Annotated in this window: 8 protein-coding genes; 2 read left to right on the top strand and 6 right to left on the bottom strand. The window is 73.5% G+C overall.

Annotation, left to right across the window (positions count from 1 at the left end; all coding sequences use genetic code 11):
- Positions 1-7 precede the first annotated feature (7 nt).
- The 6 genes from ACIBHY_RS52910 to ACIBHY_RS52885 all read right to left on the bottom strand — a co-directional run bounded on the left by ACIBHY_RS52910 (position 8) and on the right by ACIBHY_RS52885 (position 14,573).
- On the bottom strand, positions 8-199 hold the full coding sequence (locus ACIBHY_RS52910) for an MbtH family protein (protein ID WP_397257143.1): 192 nt from the start codon (positions 197-199) through the stop codon (positions 8-10).
- A gap of 1 nt (position 200) precedes the next feature.
- Positions 201-5,705, bottom strand: a complete 5,505-nt coding sequence (locus ACIBHY_RS52905) for an SDR family NAD(P)-dependent oxidoreductase (RefSeq protein ID WP_397310841.1) — start codon at positions 5,703-5,705, stop codon at positions 201-203.
- Positions 5,702-10,711, bottom strand: coding sequence for an amino acid adenylation domain-containing protein (locus ACIBHY_RS52900; RefSeq protein ID WP_397310839.1), 5,010 nt, complete (start codon positions 10,709-10,711; stop codon positions 5,702-5,704). The genes ACIBHY_RS52905 and ACIBHY_RS52900 overlap by 4 nt, the downstream gene beginning before the upstream one ends.
- Before the next feature lie 11 nt (positions 10,712-10,722).
- A complete protein-coding gene (locus tag ACIBHY_RS52895; protein ID WP_397257148.1) occupies positions 10,723-11,952 on the bottom strand; it encodes a thioesterase II family protein in 1,230 nt (409 codons plus the stop codon).
- Between the two features lie 910 nt (positions 11,953-12,862).
- Positions 12,863-13,846, bottom strand: coding sequence for a linear amide C-N hydrolase (locus ACIBHY_RS52890; protein ID WP_397310838.1), 984 nt, complete (start codon positions 13,844-13,846; stop codon positions 12,863-12,865).
- 31 nt (positions 13,847-13,877) lie between these two features.
- Complete coding sequence (locus tag ACIBHY_RS52885; protein WP_397310837.1) at positions 13,878-14,573, bottom strand: DUF2306 domain-containing protein; 696 nt, start codon at positions 14,571-14,573, stop codon at positions 13,878-13,880.
- A 117-nt stretch (positions 14,574-14,690) separates the two neighbouring features.
- Here ACIBHY_RS52885 and ACIBHY_RS52880 point away from each other — a divergent pair, with 117 nt between their 5' ends.
- Entirely contained in the window at positions 14,691-15,413 is a 723-nt protein-coding gene (locus ACIBHY_RS52880; RefSeq protein ID WP_397310836.1) for a TetR/AcrR family transcriptional regulator, read from the top strand.
- 138 nt (positions 15,414-15,551) lie between these two features.
- Positions 15,552-15,992 carry a hypothetical protein gene (locus ACIBHY_RS52875; RefSeq protein ID WP_397310835.1) on the top strand — a complete coding sequence of 147 codons (441 nt, stop codon included), beginning with the start codon at positions 15,552-15,554 and terminating at the stop codon, positions 15,990-15,992.
- The last annotated feature ends 74 nt before the right edge of the window (positions 15,993-16,066 follow it).

Raw genomic sequence — 16,066 nt, 5'->3', positions numbered from 1 at the left:
CGCTCCTCTACTGCCCCATGGCCTCGCGCAAGCTGCGCGGGCGCATGTCGGTCCAGACCTGCTCGATGTGGTCGAGGCAGCTCTGCTTCGCCCCTTCGAAGCCGGCCTCCCGCCAGCCGCGCGGCAGGGGCCGCTCGGCGAACCAGATGGAGTACTGCTCCTCGTCGTTGACCACGACCTTGTACTGGCCGTCGCGCATGTCAGTGCCTTTCCACTCGGGGGAGCCGGGTGATCGTCGCCGGCTTCTTCTCCTCGCCCTGGCCGCGCAGTTCCTCCACGAGCCCGGCCATGCCGGCCACGGTGGGCACCTGGAAGAGGCTGCGCATGGGCAGCCGGACGCCGATCTTCTTCCTGATGAGGGCGATGAGCTGGACCGCCACCAGCGAGTTGCCGCCCAGCTCGAAGAAGTCCTGCTCGACGCTGACGCGGCGGGCGCCGAGCACCTCGCCCCACAGCCCGGCGAGCACGCTCTCCAGCTCGTTGCGCGGGGCGACGTGATCGTCGGAGTCCAGGCCGGCCTCGCCGGCGGCGGAGGCCGCGGCCAGCTCGTCGGCGACGGTGTCCTGGGTCAGCTCGCGTACCCCGGCCACGAACTCGGGCAGCGCCGTGGCGTTGACCACGACCTGGACGCCCAGGTCAGCGGCGAGCAGGCGGCGGAACGCCTCGGCGCCGTCCGCCGGCGGGATGCCGCGCTTGGCGCCGTCGAGGTCCAGGGCGACGCCCGCGGTCGCGGACTCCTCCTTCACCGTCACATCCTCGGCCGCCTGCTTCGCGTCCTCGCCGACGGAGCGGGACACCGCCTCCGGGTCGACGCGCCTGAGCACGAAGTCGGAGATGCTCACCACCGGCTCGCCGGCCTCGCCGTACAGGGTGAGGTCGGCGGCGAGCACTTCGCCGCCGCCGGTGTCGCGCAGCCGGGCGTGGCTCCACAGCGTGGCGGGCAGCGGGGCGTGCACGGTGATGCGGCCGTAGCCGAGCGGCAGGTAGCTGTGCTCGCCGGAGACGGAGATGAACGCGGTCGCCTCGTCCAGCAGCGCCGGGTGCAGCGGCAGGGCGGCCAGTTCGGCGGCGACGCCGGGACCGGCCTCCAGGTGGGCGAGCTGCTCGTTCTGGCCCAGCCGTACGGTGCGCAGGCTGGTCCACCGCGAGCCGAACGTGACCAGCCCGGAGGCCGAGGCGAACGGGTTGGCCTCGTCGGAGCCGTGGACGCAGCGGGAGCGGACCTCGGCCAGGTCACCGGCGCTCTCCCCGGCCGCCACCCAGGCCGCCGAGCCTCTGGCGTGCTGGGCCGGCTCGCCGCCGGCGATGCTGACCACCTCGAAGTCCATGCCGTCGCCGGTGGGGGTGAGCAGCACCCGCAGTTCGGCGCTGGACCCCTCGGCGACCGGCAGCGGCGCGATGAAGGCGACGTCGCGCAGCTCGATCGCGTGCCCCGGACCCGGGGGCGGCACGGCCGCCTCGAACGCGGCGCGGGCACTCTCCAGGTAGCCGGTGCCGGGCATGACCGGCACCCCGGCCACCCGGTGCTCGTCCAGGAGCCAGTGCGTCTCGGGCGACAGGGTCGCGGCGTACCAGGGCTGGCGGCCGGCGCTCTCGTGCCGATGGCTGAGGACGGGGTGCTCCAGCCGGGTCACCCGGTCGCCGCGCTGCAGGGCGCGGAAGGCCACCGGGGCGGCGACCTCGGCGGCCATGCCGACCTCCAGCCAGGCCCCCCAGTTCACCGACAGGACCCGGCCGGGCCAGACGTGCGCGTAGGCGTCCATGAAGTTGTTGGCCGCGCAGTAGTCGACCTGGCCGAACCCGCCCGCGACGGCGGTCACCGACGAGCAGAGCAGGACGAAGTCGAGCGGCAGGTCGCCGAACACCTCGCGCAGCGCCAGCGTCCCGGCGACCTTGGGCGCCATGACGTCGTCGGCGGCCTCGCGCTCCTTGACCTCGGCCATGCCGCCGCCGGGGACGCCGGCCGCGTGCACGATGCCGTCGACGCGGCCGAACCTGCCGAGCGCCTCGTCCTTGGCCCGGCGCAGCGACCCGGGGTCGGTCACGTCGGCGGCCAGCACGATCACCTCGGCGCCCGCCCGCTCCATGCGCAGCACCGCGGCCACGGCCCGCCGCACCCGCTCCGGCGCGCCGTCGAGCGTGTCCCACTCCGCACGGGGCGGCAGCCCGGAACGTCCGAGCAGCACCAGCCTGGCCTGGACGCGCCGGGCCAGGTCCTCGGCCAGCGTGAGGCCGATGCCGCCGAGCCCGCCGGTGATGACGTACACGCCGTGCCGGCGCAGCGGGTCGTCCTGCGGGGGCAGCGGCACCGGCTCGAAACCGCGCACCCAGCGGCGGCCGGCACGCAGCACGACGGGGGACGGCGGCACGCCCTCCTCCGGCTCCGCGGGCTCGGTGGCCAGCTCCGCCAGCACCTTCCCCACCTCGTACGGCCCCACCTCGTACGGCCCGGCCTCCAGGTCGAGATGGCGGGCCGTCAGCCAGCGGGCCTCCAGCGGGACGACGCCGGTGATGCCGGCGACGGTGGCGTGCTCGGGCCGGTGGACGTCCTGGCCGGTGACGCCCTGCGTGCCGGCGGTCAGGATGTCGAGCCGCACCCCCGCCTCGCGCTCGGCGCCGGCCAGCGCCTGCACGAGGGCGAGCAGGCTGTGGAAGCCGAGGTCCTGGGCGGCGGTGGCCCGCGCGGCCGTGGTCGCGGGCTCGCCGTCGAGCGTCCAGGCGTGGATGACGCGGGCCGGTACGCCGGTCTCGGTGAGCAGCGCCTCGTAGTCGTCGCGTTCGGCGGGGCGGACGGTGACGGTGCCGTCGGGGGCGGTGCCGTACGCGCTGCCGGGGACCACCCGGACCGCGTGGGCGCCGGCCGCGCGCAGCCCGTCCAGCAGCGGCTCGGCGGCGGGGCCGGCGAAGACCAGGCAGCGCAGGCCGGTCAGCGCGGCGGTCCCGGCGGGGGCCAGGGGCGCCTGACGCCAGGCCGGCGCCGAGAACCACTCTTCCAGCGGGAGCGCTCCCGCCCGCGGCGGCCGGGTGAAGACGAGCTCCGGGTCGAACGCGGTGCGCACCCAGTGCTCGGCGCGCTCGTACGGGTAGGCGGGAAGCGGGACGCGGCGCGCGGGCTCGGCCAGGGCGTCGGTGTCCAGCGGGACACCCGCCGTCCACAGGGCGCCGGCCGCGGCGTAGACGATCTCCAGGTCGGGCCGGGCGTCGGCGGGGCCGGGGAGGCTGGCCAGCGGCTGCGGCGCGGACTTGGGCAGCTGGGTCCTGGCCAGGCCGGCGAGCTGGCGTCCGGGACCGCACTCCACCAGCCGCCACTCGCCCTCGGCGACCAGCGTCGCCACGCAGTCGCCGAACCGGACCGCCTCGCGCAGGTGCCGCGTCCAGTAGCCGGGGTCGGTGGCCTGCTCGGCGGTGATCCAGGTGCCGGTGACGTTCGACAGGAAGGGCAGGCCGGGCGCGTGCCGGGCCGCGGCGGCGACGGCCTCGTGGAAGTCGCCGAGTATCGGGTCCATCATCGCCGAGTGGAAGGCGTGCGAGGTGCGCAGCGCGGTGTGCTGGACGCCGCTCTCCTCCAGCCGGGCGGCGTAGGCGGCGATCAGCTCGCCGGGTCCGGCGACGACGCACGTTCCCGGGCCGTTGACGGTGGCGATCGACAGGCCGTCGGGCAGGTCCCCGCGTACCTCTTCCTGGTCGCGGCGCAGGGCGAGCATCGCGCCCGGCGGCATGCTCTGCATGAGCCGGCCCCGGGTGGCCACCAGGCGCAGCGCGTCGGGCAGGGAGAAGACGCCCGCGACGGTCGCGGCCACGTACTCGCCGATGCTGTGCCCGATCATCGCGGCGGGCTCCACGCCCCACGAGCGCCACAGGGCGGCCAGCGCCCACTCCACCGTGAACAGTGCGGGCTGGGTGAGCCCCGTCTGCCGCAGCCGCTCGTCGGCGGCCTCCTTCTCCTCCTCGGCGGGGAAGAGCAGCGTACGCAGGTCCAGGCCCAGCTCGTCGCGCAGGATCGCGGCGCACTCGTCGACCGCGGCGGCGAAGACCGGCTGGGTGCTGTAGAGCCCGGCGCCCATGCCCGCGTACTGCGCGCCCTGGCCGGAGAACAGCCACGCGACCTTGGGCGTGCCCGCCTTGCCCTTGACCACGCGGCGCGGGGTGGACAGCGCCGTGATCGCGTCGGCGGCGTCGCCGGCCACCACGGCGGCCCGGTGCGCGTACCGCCGCCGGCCCGTCCGCAGCGTGTGGGCCACGTCGGCCAGGTCGGCCTCGCTGCCCTTGAGGTGGCCGGCCAGCCTGGTCACGGCCGCGTCCAGCGCGGCCGGGGTGCGCGCCGACAACAGCAGCAGGTGGGCGGGTCGCGGCTGGGCGGTGGGCAGGGGCGCGGGCGGCGCCTGCTCGACCAGGACGTGCGCGTTGGTGCCGCCGATGCCGAACGAGCTGACGCCGGCGCGGCGAGGGAAGCCGTTCGTCTCCCACTTGGTCAGCGTCGAGACGACGTGGAAGGGGTTGGTGCCGAAGTCGATGCGCGGGTTCGGCTTGTCGTAGTTGAGGCTCGGCGGGATCATGCCGTGCTCCAGCGCGAGCACGGTCTTGATGAAGCCCGCGATGCCGGCGGCGGGGCCGAGGTGGCCGATGTTGGTCTTGACCGAGCCGATGCCGCACCAGCCCGCCTCGTCGGTGCCGGCGCCGAGCACGCTGGACAGGGCGCCCACCTCGATCGGGTCGCCCAGCGAGGTGCCGGTGCCGTGCGCCTCGACGTAGGTGACGGTGCGCGGGTCGATCTGGGCGACGCCCAGCGCCTGCGAGACCGCGGCCGCCTGGCCCTCGGCGCTCGGCGCCGAGAAGCCCATCTTGGTGGCGCCGTCGTTGTTGATCGCGTTGCCGATCACCACGGCGCGGATGTGGTCGCCGTCGGCGACGGCGTCCGACAGCCGCTTCAGCACGGCGATGCCGCCGCCACCGCCCCAGATCGTGCCCGCCGCGGAGGCGTCGAAGGCGCGGCAGTGCCCGTCAGGGGCGTAGATGCCGTCCTGGTGGAACTGATATCCCCACTCGGCGGGCATCTCCAGGGAGGCGCCGCCGGTGAGCGCCATGTCGCACTCGCCGGTGCGCAGCGCCTCGCACGCCACGTGCAGGGCGACGAGCGAGGAGGAGCAGGCGGTGTGCAGGGTCAGGCTGGGGCCGCGCAGGTCGAGCTTGTACGACACCAGCGTGGCCAGGTAGTCGGGGTGGTTGCCGGTGTAGACGGCGAGGTTGCCGACCGAGGCGAACACCTTCTTGTTCGGCCGGATGTACAGCCATTGATACTCGTCCGAGCCGATCGCGCCGTAGACCCCGATCTCGCCGGGATAGCGGGCGGGATCGTAGCCGGCGTCGTCCAGCGCGCTGCTGGCCAGCTCCAGGAACATGCGCTGCTGCGGGTCACGCAGTTCCGCCTCGCGCGGGGACATGCCGAAGAGGGCGGCGTCCAGGGCCCGGTAGTCGTCCGCGATCGAGGACGCCGCCACGAACGTCGGATCGTCCAGCAGATAGTCCGGTACGCCGAGCGCCTCCTGCTCCTCCCGCGTGTAGAAGCGCACCGACTCGACGCCCCCGACCAGGTTGCGCCAGTAGGCGGGCACGTCCTCGGCGCCGGGCAGACGGCAGGCCAGGCCGACGACCGCGATCGGCTCGACGCCGAGCCCCTCTTCCTCGTGGTTGTGCGCAGCGGTCATTCGTTACTCTCCCGTCTGGCCCGGTGGGGCCGAGTTGAGGGTCGTGCCCGGCGCGCCGCGACCCGCATGGCGGCGCGCTCCGTTCCTGCGGTGCGTTGCTCGCCGTCCAGGTGTGCCGCGAGCGTCCGTACGGTCGGGAAGCGGAACAGGTCCACGATCGGCACCTCGCGCCCGAGTGAGGCGGTGAGGCGGGCCTGAACCTGAGCGGTGGCGAGCGAGTGCCCGCCGATCTCGAAGAAGTTCGCGTCGGCGGAGACCCGCGGCTGGCCGAGGACCTCCCGCCAGATGCCGGCGACCAGGCGCTCGGTCGCGGAGGCGGGCTCCTGGCCGGGCCCGGCCGCGGCTCGCGGGGGAGGGGCGGGCAGGGCGGCCCTGTCCACCTTGCCGTTCGGCGTCAGCGGCAGCACCGGCAGGAGCACCAGCTCGGCCGGGAGCGCGTAGTCGGGCAGGCTCGCCGCGAGATGCCGGTGCAACTCACCGGCCTGTACGGCCGCGCTCGCCGGCACCGCGTAGGCGTGCAGCACCGGCCCGCCGGGCTGCTCGGCCACCTTCGCGGCGGCCGCCCGGACCCCGGGATGGGCGGCCAGCACGGCCTCGATCTCGCCGAGCTCGACCCGGTACCCGCGGATCTTCACCTGCCCGTCGGCCCGCCCGGCCAGCACCACGCGGCCCTCCGGGTCATGGCGGCCCAGGTCGCCGGTCCGGTAGCGGGCCGTCTCGCCGTCCTGCTCGCGGCTGAAGCGCAGCCGGGTGAGCTCCTCGTCCAGGTACGCCCGCGCCAGCCGGCGGCTCCTGACCACCACCTCGCCCAGTTCCCCCACGGCGGCCGGGGCCCCGCCGGCGTCCAGCACGAGCAGCTCCGCCCCGTCCACGCCGCTGCCGACCGGCACCGGGTCGCCCGTGCCGCCCGGCCGGCCGGTGATCTCGTGGACGGCCTGCGCCTGGGGCGTCTCGGTCGTGCCGTAGGTGTTGACCAGGCGGGCCTTCGGCGCCACCGCCGCGAACCTGGCCACCTCCGCGTAGGTCAGCCGGTCCCCGCCGAACAGCACCAGCCGCAGGTCGGGCAGCTCCACCCCGGCCGCGGCGATCAGGGTGGCGAGCTGCGGGGTCAGGTGCGCGACCGTGACGGCCCGCTCGCGCAGCCAGGCCGCCAGCCGGGCCGGGTCGCGCACCCGGTCCTGGGCGGGCACGTGCAGCGTCGCCCCCAGGGTCAGCGGCGTCCAGGCGTCCCGGAGCAGCGGGTCGTGCGCCAGCCCGGCCAGCAACGCGAACCGGTCGGCGGAGGTCAGCTCGAACTCGGCCGCGTACCAGGACAGGAAGCGGGCCAGCGGGCGTTCGGCGGCCCGCACCGGCTTGGGCTCGCCGGTGGTGCCGGAGGTGAACGACAGGTAGCCGCGCTGCTCGAACGGCACGGGGAACGACGGCATGGCCCCGGCCGGTCCGGCACGTTCGGTCGGGTCGGGACGTTCGGTCGGGTCGGGGGGCTCGGTCGGGCCGGGAAGCCGGGTCAGGGTGGGAAGCCAGGCCAGGTCGGACGGGACGGGCACGCCGGGGCAGGCGATCAGCGCGCGGGCTCCCGCCGAGCGGGCCTGGGCCGCGAGGCGGGCGGGCGGCAGGGCGGAGTCGAGCACGGCCCAGCGGGCTCCGGCGCCCAGGACGCCGAGCATCAGGGCGGGCAGCTCGACCGCGCGGGCGGCCAGGATCGCCACCGTGTCGCCCGGACGCACGGCCGCGGACACGGCCCCGCCGGTCGACGTCGCGAGGCGGACCAGGCCGGCAAAGGTCAGCTCGCCATCCTCCCCGGCGACCGCGACCCGCGCGCCGTCCGCCCGTGCGTGATCGTCGTCCGCCTGTCCGGGAGCGTCCCGTACGTGATCGTCGTCGGCCCACGCGAGGACGCGTTCCACCACCCCGGGTCCGTCCCAGGCGGGGAGCGGGGCGGTGCCGTCCGGCAGGCTCGTGCGGCCGCCGGGCGGGTGCGCGGGACGGAGCGACGCCTGCCGGACCGGCTGCCCGGGAGCGGTGACGAGGTCGCCGAGGATGCGGAGGTAGCCCGCGAGCAGTTCCTCGATCCGCTCCGCACGGAACAGCCGCGGGTTGTACACGGCCTGCAGCACGTACCGCCCGTCCCGTTCTCCGACGTACAGGGTCAAATCGAACAGCGCGCCCGGCAGTCCGGGCGGCAGCGGGACGGCCGTGACGCCGGGCAGCTCCAGCCGCGGCTCGGTGAAGTCGTACATGTTGAACAGCACCTGGACCAGCGGGTTCCTGGACAGGTCGCGGCCGGGCCCGAGCCGGTCGACCAGCCGCTCCAGGTGCACGTCGAGATGGGCGAGTGCGCCGGACAGCGTCTCCTGGCAGCGCCGCACGTGCGTCTCGAAGGAGCCGGCGTCATCGACGCGCAGCCGTACCGGAAGAACCTGGACCAAGCAGCCGGTCAGCGGGTGGAAGGCCGGGTCGCGCCGGTCGGCGACGGGCGCGCCGACGATCAGGTCGTGCCGGCCGGTGAGGCGCCGCAGGACCTGCGCGAACGCCGCCAGCATCACCGCGTACGGCGTGCTGCCCAGACCGGCGGCCAGCGTGCGGACCCCGGCGCTGACGGCGGCGTCGGCCTCGGCGGCGGCCCCCGCGCCCTCGAACGTCTGCACGGCCGGGCGCGGATGGTCGCGGGGCAGGTCGAGCACGCTGGGCGCGCCTTCCAGGTGGTTCCGCCACCACTCCAGGCCCGCCTCCTGGTCACGCCCGCCGAGGTAGGCCACGTACCCGCCGAACGTCGTGCGCAGCGGCTCGGGTGACTCACGGCGGTAGGCGCGGCTGAGGTCGTCGTAGAGCACCCGCTGCGACCAGCCGTCGAAGACCAGGTGGTGCGCCGTGACGGCCAGCACGTGTTCCCGATCGGACAGGCGCAGCAGCCGGGCCCGCCACAGCGGTCCCGCCGCCATGTCGAAGGTGAGCCGGGCTTCGGCCTCAAGCCGTTCGGTCACCTGCGCCTCCGTGACGTCCTCCACCGGCAGCGGCACGGGTCCGGGCGGCGACACCGCGACGGCGGGAACCCCGTCCGACTGCGGCACGCGCCATCTCAGCACCTCGTGCCGCTCGGCCACGGTCGCCAGGGCGGCGCGCAGGGCGTCGGCGTCCAGCGGTCCGGACAGGCGCTGCGCCATGGCGATGTTGTGCGCGGGCGTGCCGGGCGCCAGCCGTTCCACGAACCACATCCGCCGCTGCACCGCCGACAGCGCGGCCGGCGCCGCGGCGAGCGGCTCGTCACGCACCGGTGGCGCGAGTTCCACCAGACGGGCGATCCCGGTCACGGTACGGCCCGCGAGCACGTCGCTGACCTCGATCTCCTTGCCGAGCCCGGTACGCAGCAGCGCGGTCAGGCGCATCGCCACCAGGGAGTGCCCGCCGGAGGCGATGAAGTCGTCGTCCGGCCCCGGCTCCCCGGTCCCGAACGCCTCGGCCCAGGCCGCGGCGACACCCCGCTCGGTCACGTTCGCCTCGGGCCGCTCCCGTCCGGCCTCGCGCGGCGCGCCGCTCACCGGGGCCGTCGCGCGCAGGGCCGCCATGTCGATCTTCCCGGCGACCGTCAGCGGCAGTACGGCCAGCCGTACCACCCTGGTGGGCACCATGTACGCGGGCATGCTCTCCAGGCAGTGGGCCCGCACGTCCTCGATGCCCGGCGCGTCCTCGGGCGCCAGGTAGGCGGTCAGCTCCTTCAGCCCCGCCGGGCCGGTCGCCACGTCCGCCACCGCCTGCCGTACGCCGGGATGGGCGCGCAGCACCGTCTCGATCTCGCCGATCTCGACGCGCTGGCCCTGGACCTTGACCTGCCGGTCCAGCCGGCCGATGAAGCCGATGCGGCCGTCGTCCTCCAGCACGACCTGGTCGCCGGTGCGGTACATGCGTGCCCCGGGCTCGCCTTGCGGGTCGGGCACGAACCGATCGGCCGACAGTCCGGGCCGGTCCAGGTAGCCGCGGGCCAGTTGCGGGCCGCCGATGCACAGCTCGCCCGGCGTGCCGGGCGGGCAGGGCCGGAGCAGGTCGTCGAGGATGTAGGCCCGGCAGCCGGGCAGCGCGTACCCGATCGGCAGGGGCCTGTCCCAGACGCCGTCCAGTTCGGTGCCGACCACGCACACGGTGGTCTCGGTGGGGCCGTACCAGTTGAAGAAGCGCCGCCCGCCCGTCGACCAGCGGGCCACCTGCTCGGGTCCGGCCGGTTCGCCCGCGGTGAGCAGGTCGCGTAACCAGGGCAGCCGGTCCGGCTCCAGCAGCGGGAGCAGGGCGGGCGGGATGGTGCCCCAGGTCACCTGGTGGCGTTCGAGGAAGCGCTGGAGCCGTACCGGATCGACCCGGTCCTCCTCGGGGATGAACATCACCGACCCGCCGCGCGCCAGCGGGGCGAAGACGTCGAGCACCGACACGTCGAACCCGAGCGCGGCGAATCCGATCGACCGGCACCCGGCGTCGAGCCCGAACACCTCGCCCGCCATCCGCACGAAGGACACCGCCGAGTCATGGCTCACCACCACGCCCTTGGGCCGTCCCGTGGAGCCCGAGGTGTAGAGCACATAGGCCGCCGCGCCCGACGGCGTGACCCGCGCGGGCGGCTCGCCGCCGCCGGGCCGGGGCACCGCCTCCAGCCGGACGGGGAGCCCGGCCAGCAGCTCGGCGCCCGTCCCGTCCGCGACGACCGTGGTGATCCCGGCGTCCTCGACGATCCCGGACAGGCGCCGGCGCGGGTGCGAAGGATCCAGAGGCACGTACGCGCCACCGGACATGAGGACGCCGAGCACGCAGACCAGCAGGTCGGGAGTACGGCGATGGCAGATGCCGATCCGCACCTCGGGCCCGGCCCCGAGCTCGCGCAGCCGGTGGGCCAGCGCCGCCGCCGCGGAGACCAGCTCGCGGTAGGTCAGATCGCGATCACCCTGCCGCACGGCCGTCGCGTCGGGAGTACGCCCGGCCTGCGCCAGGACGAGGTCGTGAAGAAGCGTCCTGTCGGTCACTCTGTCCCCCGTTACCTTGGCTCTTCGGCGGGAATGTCCAAGCTCAGCCGCACCGTGTCGTGCGGCACGGCGACCGCGCCCAGCGCTTCTCCCCGTGAGGTGCGCAGGGGCAGGTGGAGGACCTGCCAGCGGGCCAGCCGTTCCAGTCCCGGATCGCACTGGGCCTGCCACGGCCCGGGGTCGGTGAGGTCGGGGAAGCCGGCCGCGGCGGGATCGGCTCCCTGCCCGTCGGCGGCCATCAGCGCCCTTTTCGCGGTGACGGCGCGCAGCGCCAGCCAGCGCCGGTCCTCCTCGGCGGCGTCCTCGATCTGCTCAAGCTCGTCCCCGCTCAGCTCGGACAGGCCGTCGCCGAGATCCGGCGCACGCAGGATGGCCACCCCGACCCCGGGCTCGTGCGCGGCGACCGCGGCCACCAGGGTCAGCTCGCCGGTGTGGCTCGTGCCGAGCGCGGCGCGGCCGGCGTACCGGCGCACCACCGTGGCGTGGTCGGCGGGACGGCCGAGCCAGAGCTGAAGCTCGTCCGGCTCGGGCGGGGCGGGCTCGCCCGCGAGGTCGGCGGCGATGAGCGCGGCCAGCTCGGCGGGGCGGTCCTGGACGAACAGGTGGCCGCCGCGCAGCGTGCGCAGGCGGAATCCGGCGGTGGTGTGCCGGGACCAGCCGAGCATCTCCGCCGCCCCGACCTCGCCGTCGTCCAGCCCGGTGAAGGCCACGATGGGGGAGTCGATCGGCCGCTCGGGCGCGTAGGAGTAGTTCTTGATCCAGGTGAAGTCGGAGCGCAGCACCGGCATGAGCAGTTCGCGCAGCTCGGGCAGGTGCTTGAGCTCGAGGAGCGCGCCGGCCCTGCGGACGAGCTGGTCGATGAAGGCGTCGTCGGGCAGGTCCACGGCGGCGGCCAGCGGTACCCGGCGATCCGGCGGGTGCGCGCCGCCGACGTAGAGCCGCGACGGCCGGCGCAGACCGCGCCTGCGCAGTTCGCGCACCACCTCGAAGGCCAGGCGGGCGCCCATGCTGTGGCCGTACAGCGCGTACGGCTCGGCCGTGGCGGGCGCCACCTCGTCGGCGATCTCGGTGACCGTGAAGGCCGGCGGTTCGACGATGCGGTTCTCCCGGCCGGGAAGCTGGACGGGGACGACGGTGAGATCGGTGAGTCCGGCGAGCTCGCGCACGAGTCCGGTGTAGGCGCTGGCGCCGCCTCCGGCGTACGGGAGGCAGATCATCGTGCTGGCGGGGCGGAGATCCATGGGGTGGGGATTCTGCGCCGACGCGGCTAACTGATCACTGATCGCCCAGCACCCCCCTGCCGGGAGTCGCCGTGCGCGGCGAGTGGTGGATTCGTCGCTGAATAGAGAGGTCGTCAACCGCCATGTTACGGCGCTCCTCGACAATTGCCTCGAAACAACCTCGAAATAGAGAGATGTACAAGTGCCATGACTTAGCGTGTGATGTCACGCCGTTCACGACATTCACTCTTATATCGATGTTTGCCGGGTGTAGTCAACGGCCCGATTAGCGGGTGCCGGCTGGAGGTCGCGCGAATTCAGCACGAGAGCCCCTTGCATCACTGGTCATGCGATGATATGCGTGACCGTAAATAGGATTCGGGCATCCGAAACCTGTCCCAGGGTGACAGGGGATCTTCCGCTCGCCCGGGGTGTCCGCCGCGGCCTCGGCAAGAGGCGGGCGGGGCCTGCCGAAGTGCGGTGCCGCCTTCCGTCGTCCCTCCGGCAGCCACGCGAAATAACCTCTGTACGGCCGGGTGAGAAGAACCTCTGCCGCCCCGGGATCGCCGGCCTCCCACAGGCCGCCGACTCATGTTCGGACTCGTTTGTCGCCCGGCGTGTCAAGAGGCGCGAAAAACTTCCCCATATCAGTCAGGACGATTGTCCAATCACCCTAACCCGGGCTCTGGTCACCCCGAAACTCCGGCTCGACGTGCGAAGTTGGGTGGCGCGGGCGCTCCGCGCAGCTCTCGCCGGTGGATCGTCGATCACGACATCGTTGACCGGATTACCGGCAAGGCGCTTTACCAGATGTGTCAATCGAACCCTTGGGTCCCGTGCCGCCGCAGGCGTAACGGCCATATCCGTGAACGGCGGTTCCTCAATCTCCTGATTGACGCCCGCGCCCTGTTCCGCACAGCCGGAATCGGTTTTAACCGCCCGAGGAAAGGCGCAGGTCGCGCACGCGGTCCCACCGCTGCGCCGTGACGATCTTGGCGGTGAGGTTCTCCTGGTCGTAGACGATCGACCATCGGGTGTGCTGCTGGGCGACCCGCTTGAGCAACTGCATCGGGTCCGTGCCGCCGCCTTCGGTCAGAAGCCGGTAGCGGCGGTCGGCCAGTTTGGTGTTCCGGTCGGCGCCGGTCATCGTGATGTTGGTCAGGTAGCGCTCGTCGATGACGTTCATGCGCCCCTCGGCGAACTCCACGACCACGGACTTGCCCGCCCGGTCGGCGATCAGGTAGTGGAGCTGCGGGCCGCCGCTGAAGTCCAGGTCGTAGCGGCGCATCAGCTCGATCGCCTCGGGCACGGTCGCGGCGCGGTCGAGCATGAGCCGGATGATCCGCGTGCCGCTCACGACGGTGCGCCCCGGGGTTCGGGCGGGCAGTTCCGCGTGGGGCGCCTGGGCCAGGCCGACGGCCAGCCCCTTCTCGTTCATGCCGTCGAAGGGCATCAGCACCGCGTGCGCCAGCCGCCGCCGGTCCTGCGCGGCCTTCAGGTCCGGCCGGGCCGCCGGCGGGAACAGGTAGGAGACGTCGACCAGGGAGAGCGAGGCGTAGCCGTCCGGCGGGTCGGCGTGGACGACCATGGCCGGATTGGGGTCCCAGTCGAAGTTCCGGCCGAACCGGCCGGGGCGGTGGAACAGCGAGCACGCCCAGCGGTCCCCGTTCCTGGCCAGCTCCGCCTCGGTGAGCGGCGCCTCGGCGTCGTAGCCGCCGTGGTAGGTCATCTCGTACAGCGGCATGTCGTCCAGCCGGCGCAGGCCCGCCGCCGTACGGGCGATCTCGTCCTCCGTCTGCCGGAGAATCCCGGGGCGTGCCGCCGAGGAGGGCGCCGGCGGCGCCTCGGCGGGCGCGCACGCCGTCGCTGCCGCGAGGGTCAGGGCCGACAACACCGCGAGAGCAGGGGTCCGCATGTCTGTAGTCTGCCCACCGGCACCCGCCGTGTCACGAGGGAGAAGCGGCCGCGACGGCGGGCTCCGGCTTCCTGCGGGCGCGCGGCCTGAGCACGCGCTGGACGATGAACCACTCGCCCACACCGGCGCTGACGAGGATCGACGCCCAGACCGAGGAGGTGTAGATGTCGTCGAAGGTCAGCCAGTCGTAGCGGGAGCGGACCGCCAGCCCGAGCAGCAGAAAGACCCGCAGCACCACGGCCGCGAAGGACAGCGCGTAGTTGCGGATCATCCAGACGCGGTGCACCTGGATCTGCCTGCGCCTGATCGCCAGGTAGGCCTGGGCGAGCGAGTACAGCCAGGCGGCCGTCAGCAGGTAGAAGGCCACCTGGACGGGGAACCCGCTGACGGTGAACGTCGCTGCCAGGACGGCCGCCACGGAGGCGATCAGAACGTTGATCATGTACACGCGGCCGACCACCCGGTGCAGCCTGGGGTACTTGTTGCGCAACGCCGGCACGAACTGCAGCGGTCCGAGCAGCAGGATGAGGCTCGCGGGCAGGGCGTGGCTGACGAGGTAGAGGTAGTGAAGGACGATCTCCGGATTGAGCGGGATCCTGCTCAGCGCCCGGTCGCCGGTCAGGTAGGCGGGAGCTCCGTACAAGGCGAAACCGGCGGCCGACACGGCGAGCACCGTCCAGGCGGCCCACCACGTGCGGCGGGTGGACGGAAATCTGATGGCGGGCATGGCGGACTCCAGAAGGCGGCGCGGGGATGGGCGACGAGCTTCGCCCGGCATCACGCTAACGGGGCGGATCGAGGTTTTGGCAGTGTTAGTTTTCCTTGACACTGTTAGATTTACGGCATGGCATCAGACGAAGCCGCGCCGTCCCTCCGCCAGCGGCGCCGGGGCGTGGCCGTCGGCGAGATCCTCACCGCGTCCGAGCGGCACGTCGACGAGCACGGGCCGGCCGGTCTGTCGCTGCGCGCGGTCGCCCGGAGCCTGGGCATGACCGTGCAGGCGCTCTACCACTACTTCCCCCGGCGTGACGACCTCATCACGGCGCTGGTCACCAAGGCGTTCGGCGACCTCGCCGACGCCGTGCAGGCCGCCGCGGACACCCCGCCGCACGACCCGGCCGTCCCACGCCTGGTGGCCGCCGCCGAGGGCTTCCGCACCTGGGCCATCACCCATCCCGAGCGTTTCCAGCTCATCTACGGAACGCCGCTGCGGCACTACGAGGCGCCCGTGGAAGGCGCCACCACCCAGTCGGTACGCCGGATGAGCGCCGTCTTCCGCCGCGAACTGCTCGGCGGCTACACCCCCGCGCAACTGGCCGCGTGCGAGAGCCCGGAACTGTCCCCGTCGTTCCAGGCCCATCTGGAACGGCTGCCGCCCGACGGCCTCGGTTCGCTCCCGGCTCCCGCGGCGGCACTGTTCCTGAGCACGTGGGGGCACATGTACGGGCTCGTCGCGCTGGAGGTGTTCGGGCACACGGCGTTCGTCGGCGCCCACCAGGCGGAGGTGTTCCGCGTGGCGATGCTGAACCTGGTCGCGGACGTCCGCCGCCGGATTCCCGGCCCGTGATTCTCTCCGCCCGCTATGGTGGATTAAGGTACGGCGAAACCCGTGCGTCCCCCGAGCCTTCCATCGCGACCGCCCCCGGTGATGTCATGACTTTCCCCGGCATGCGACGAACGCGAAGAGCCGCCCCCTGGAGGCACCATGTCATCCATCGGCCGTTTCGCCGCCATCTCCGCCGCCGTCCTCGGCGTCCTGTTCATCGGCCTTGAGACCGCTCGGCGAGGCGTCCAGGCATGGTGGACGACGCCGGTCACGATCCTGGAGGACTACGTCGTCGGCATCCTGCTGATCATCGCCGCGCTGGCCCTCCTCCGTTCGGCCCGCCTGAACTGGCCGCTGATGCTGGCGGCGGGCGCGTACGCCACGGGCATGATGACCTCAAGCCTCTGGGGACAGGTCGAGGCGCAGCTCAAGGGCGAGACGTGGGAGTCGCAGCAGATCACGGTGATCGCCGTGAAGGCGCTGCTGTGGCTGCTGCCGCTCACGCTGGGCGTCATCTCGGTCCGGGAACTGCACCGGAGTCCCGCGACCCGTTCAGAAGTGACCGATGAGGGTCGCGCTGCCGGGCGAGACGATCGGTGAACGACCCGGAGCGGTGTCCTGCCGGCGCACCGCTCCGGGCGAAATCGGCCGTGCTGCCTTCCCGGGCCACGGCC

It is taken from the genome of Nonomuraea sp. NPDC050547 (assembly GCF_044457345.1).
Classification (GTDB): Bacteria; Actinomycetota; Actinomycetes; order Streptosporangiales; family Streptosporangiaceae; genus Nonomuraea.
Note: the sequence above shows the minus strand (reverse complement) of the source record. Positions and strands in the feature narration are given on the sequence as shown.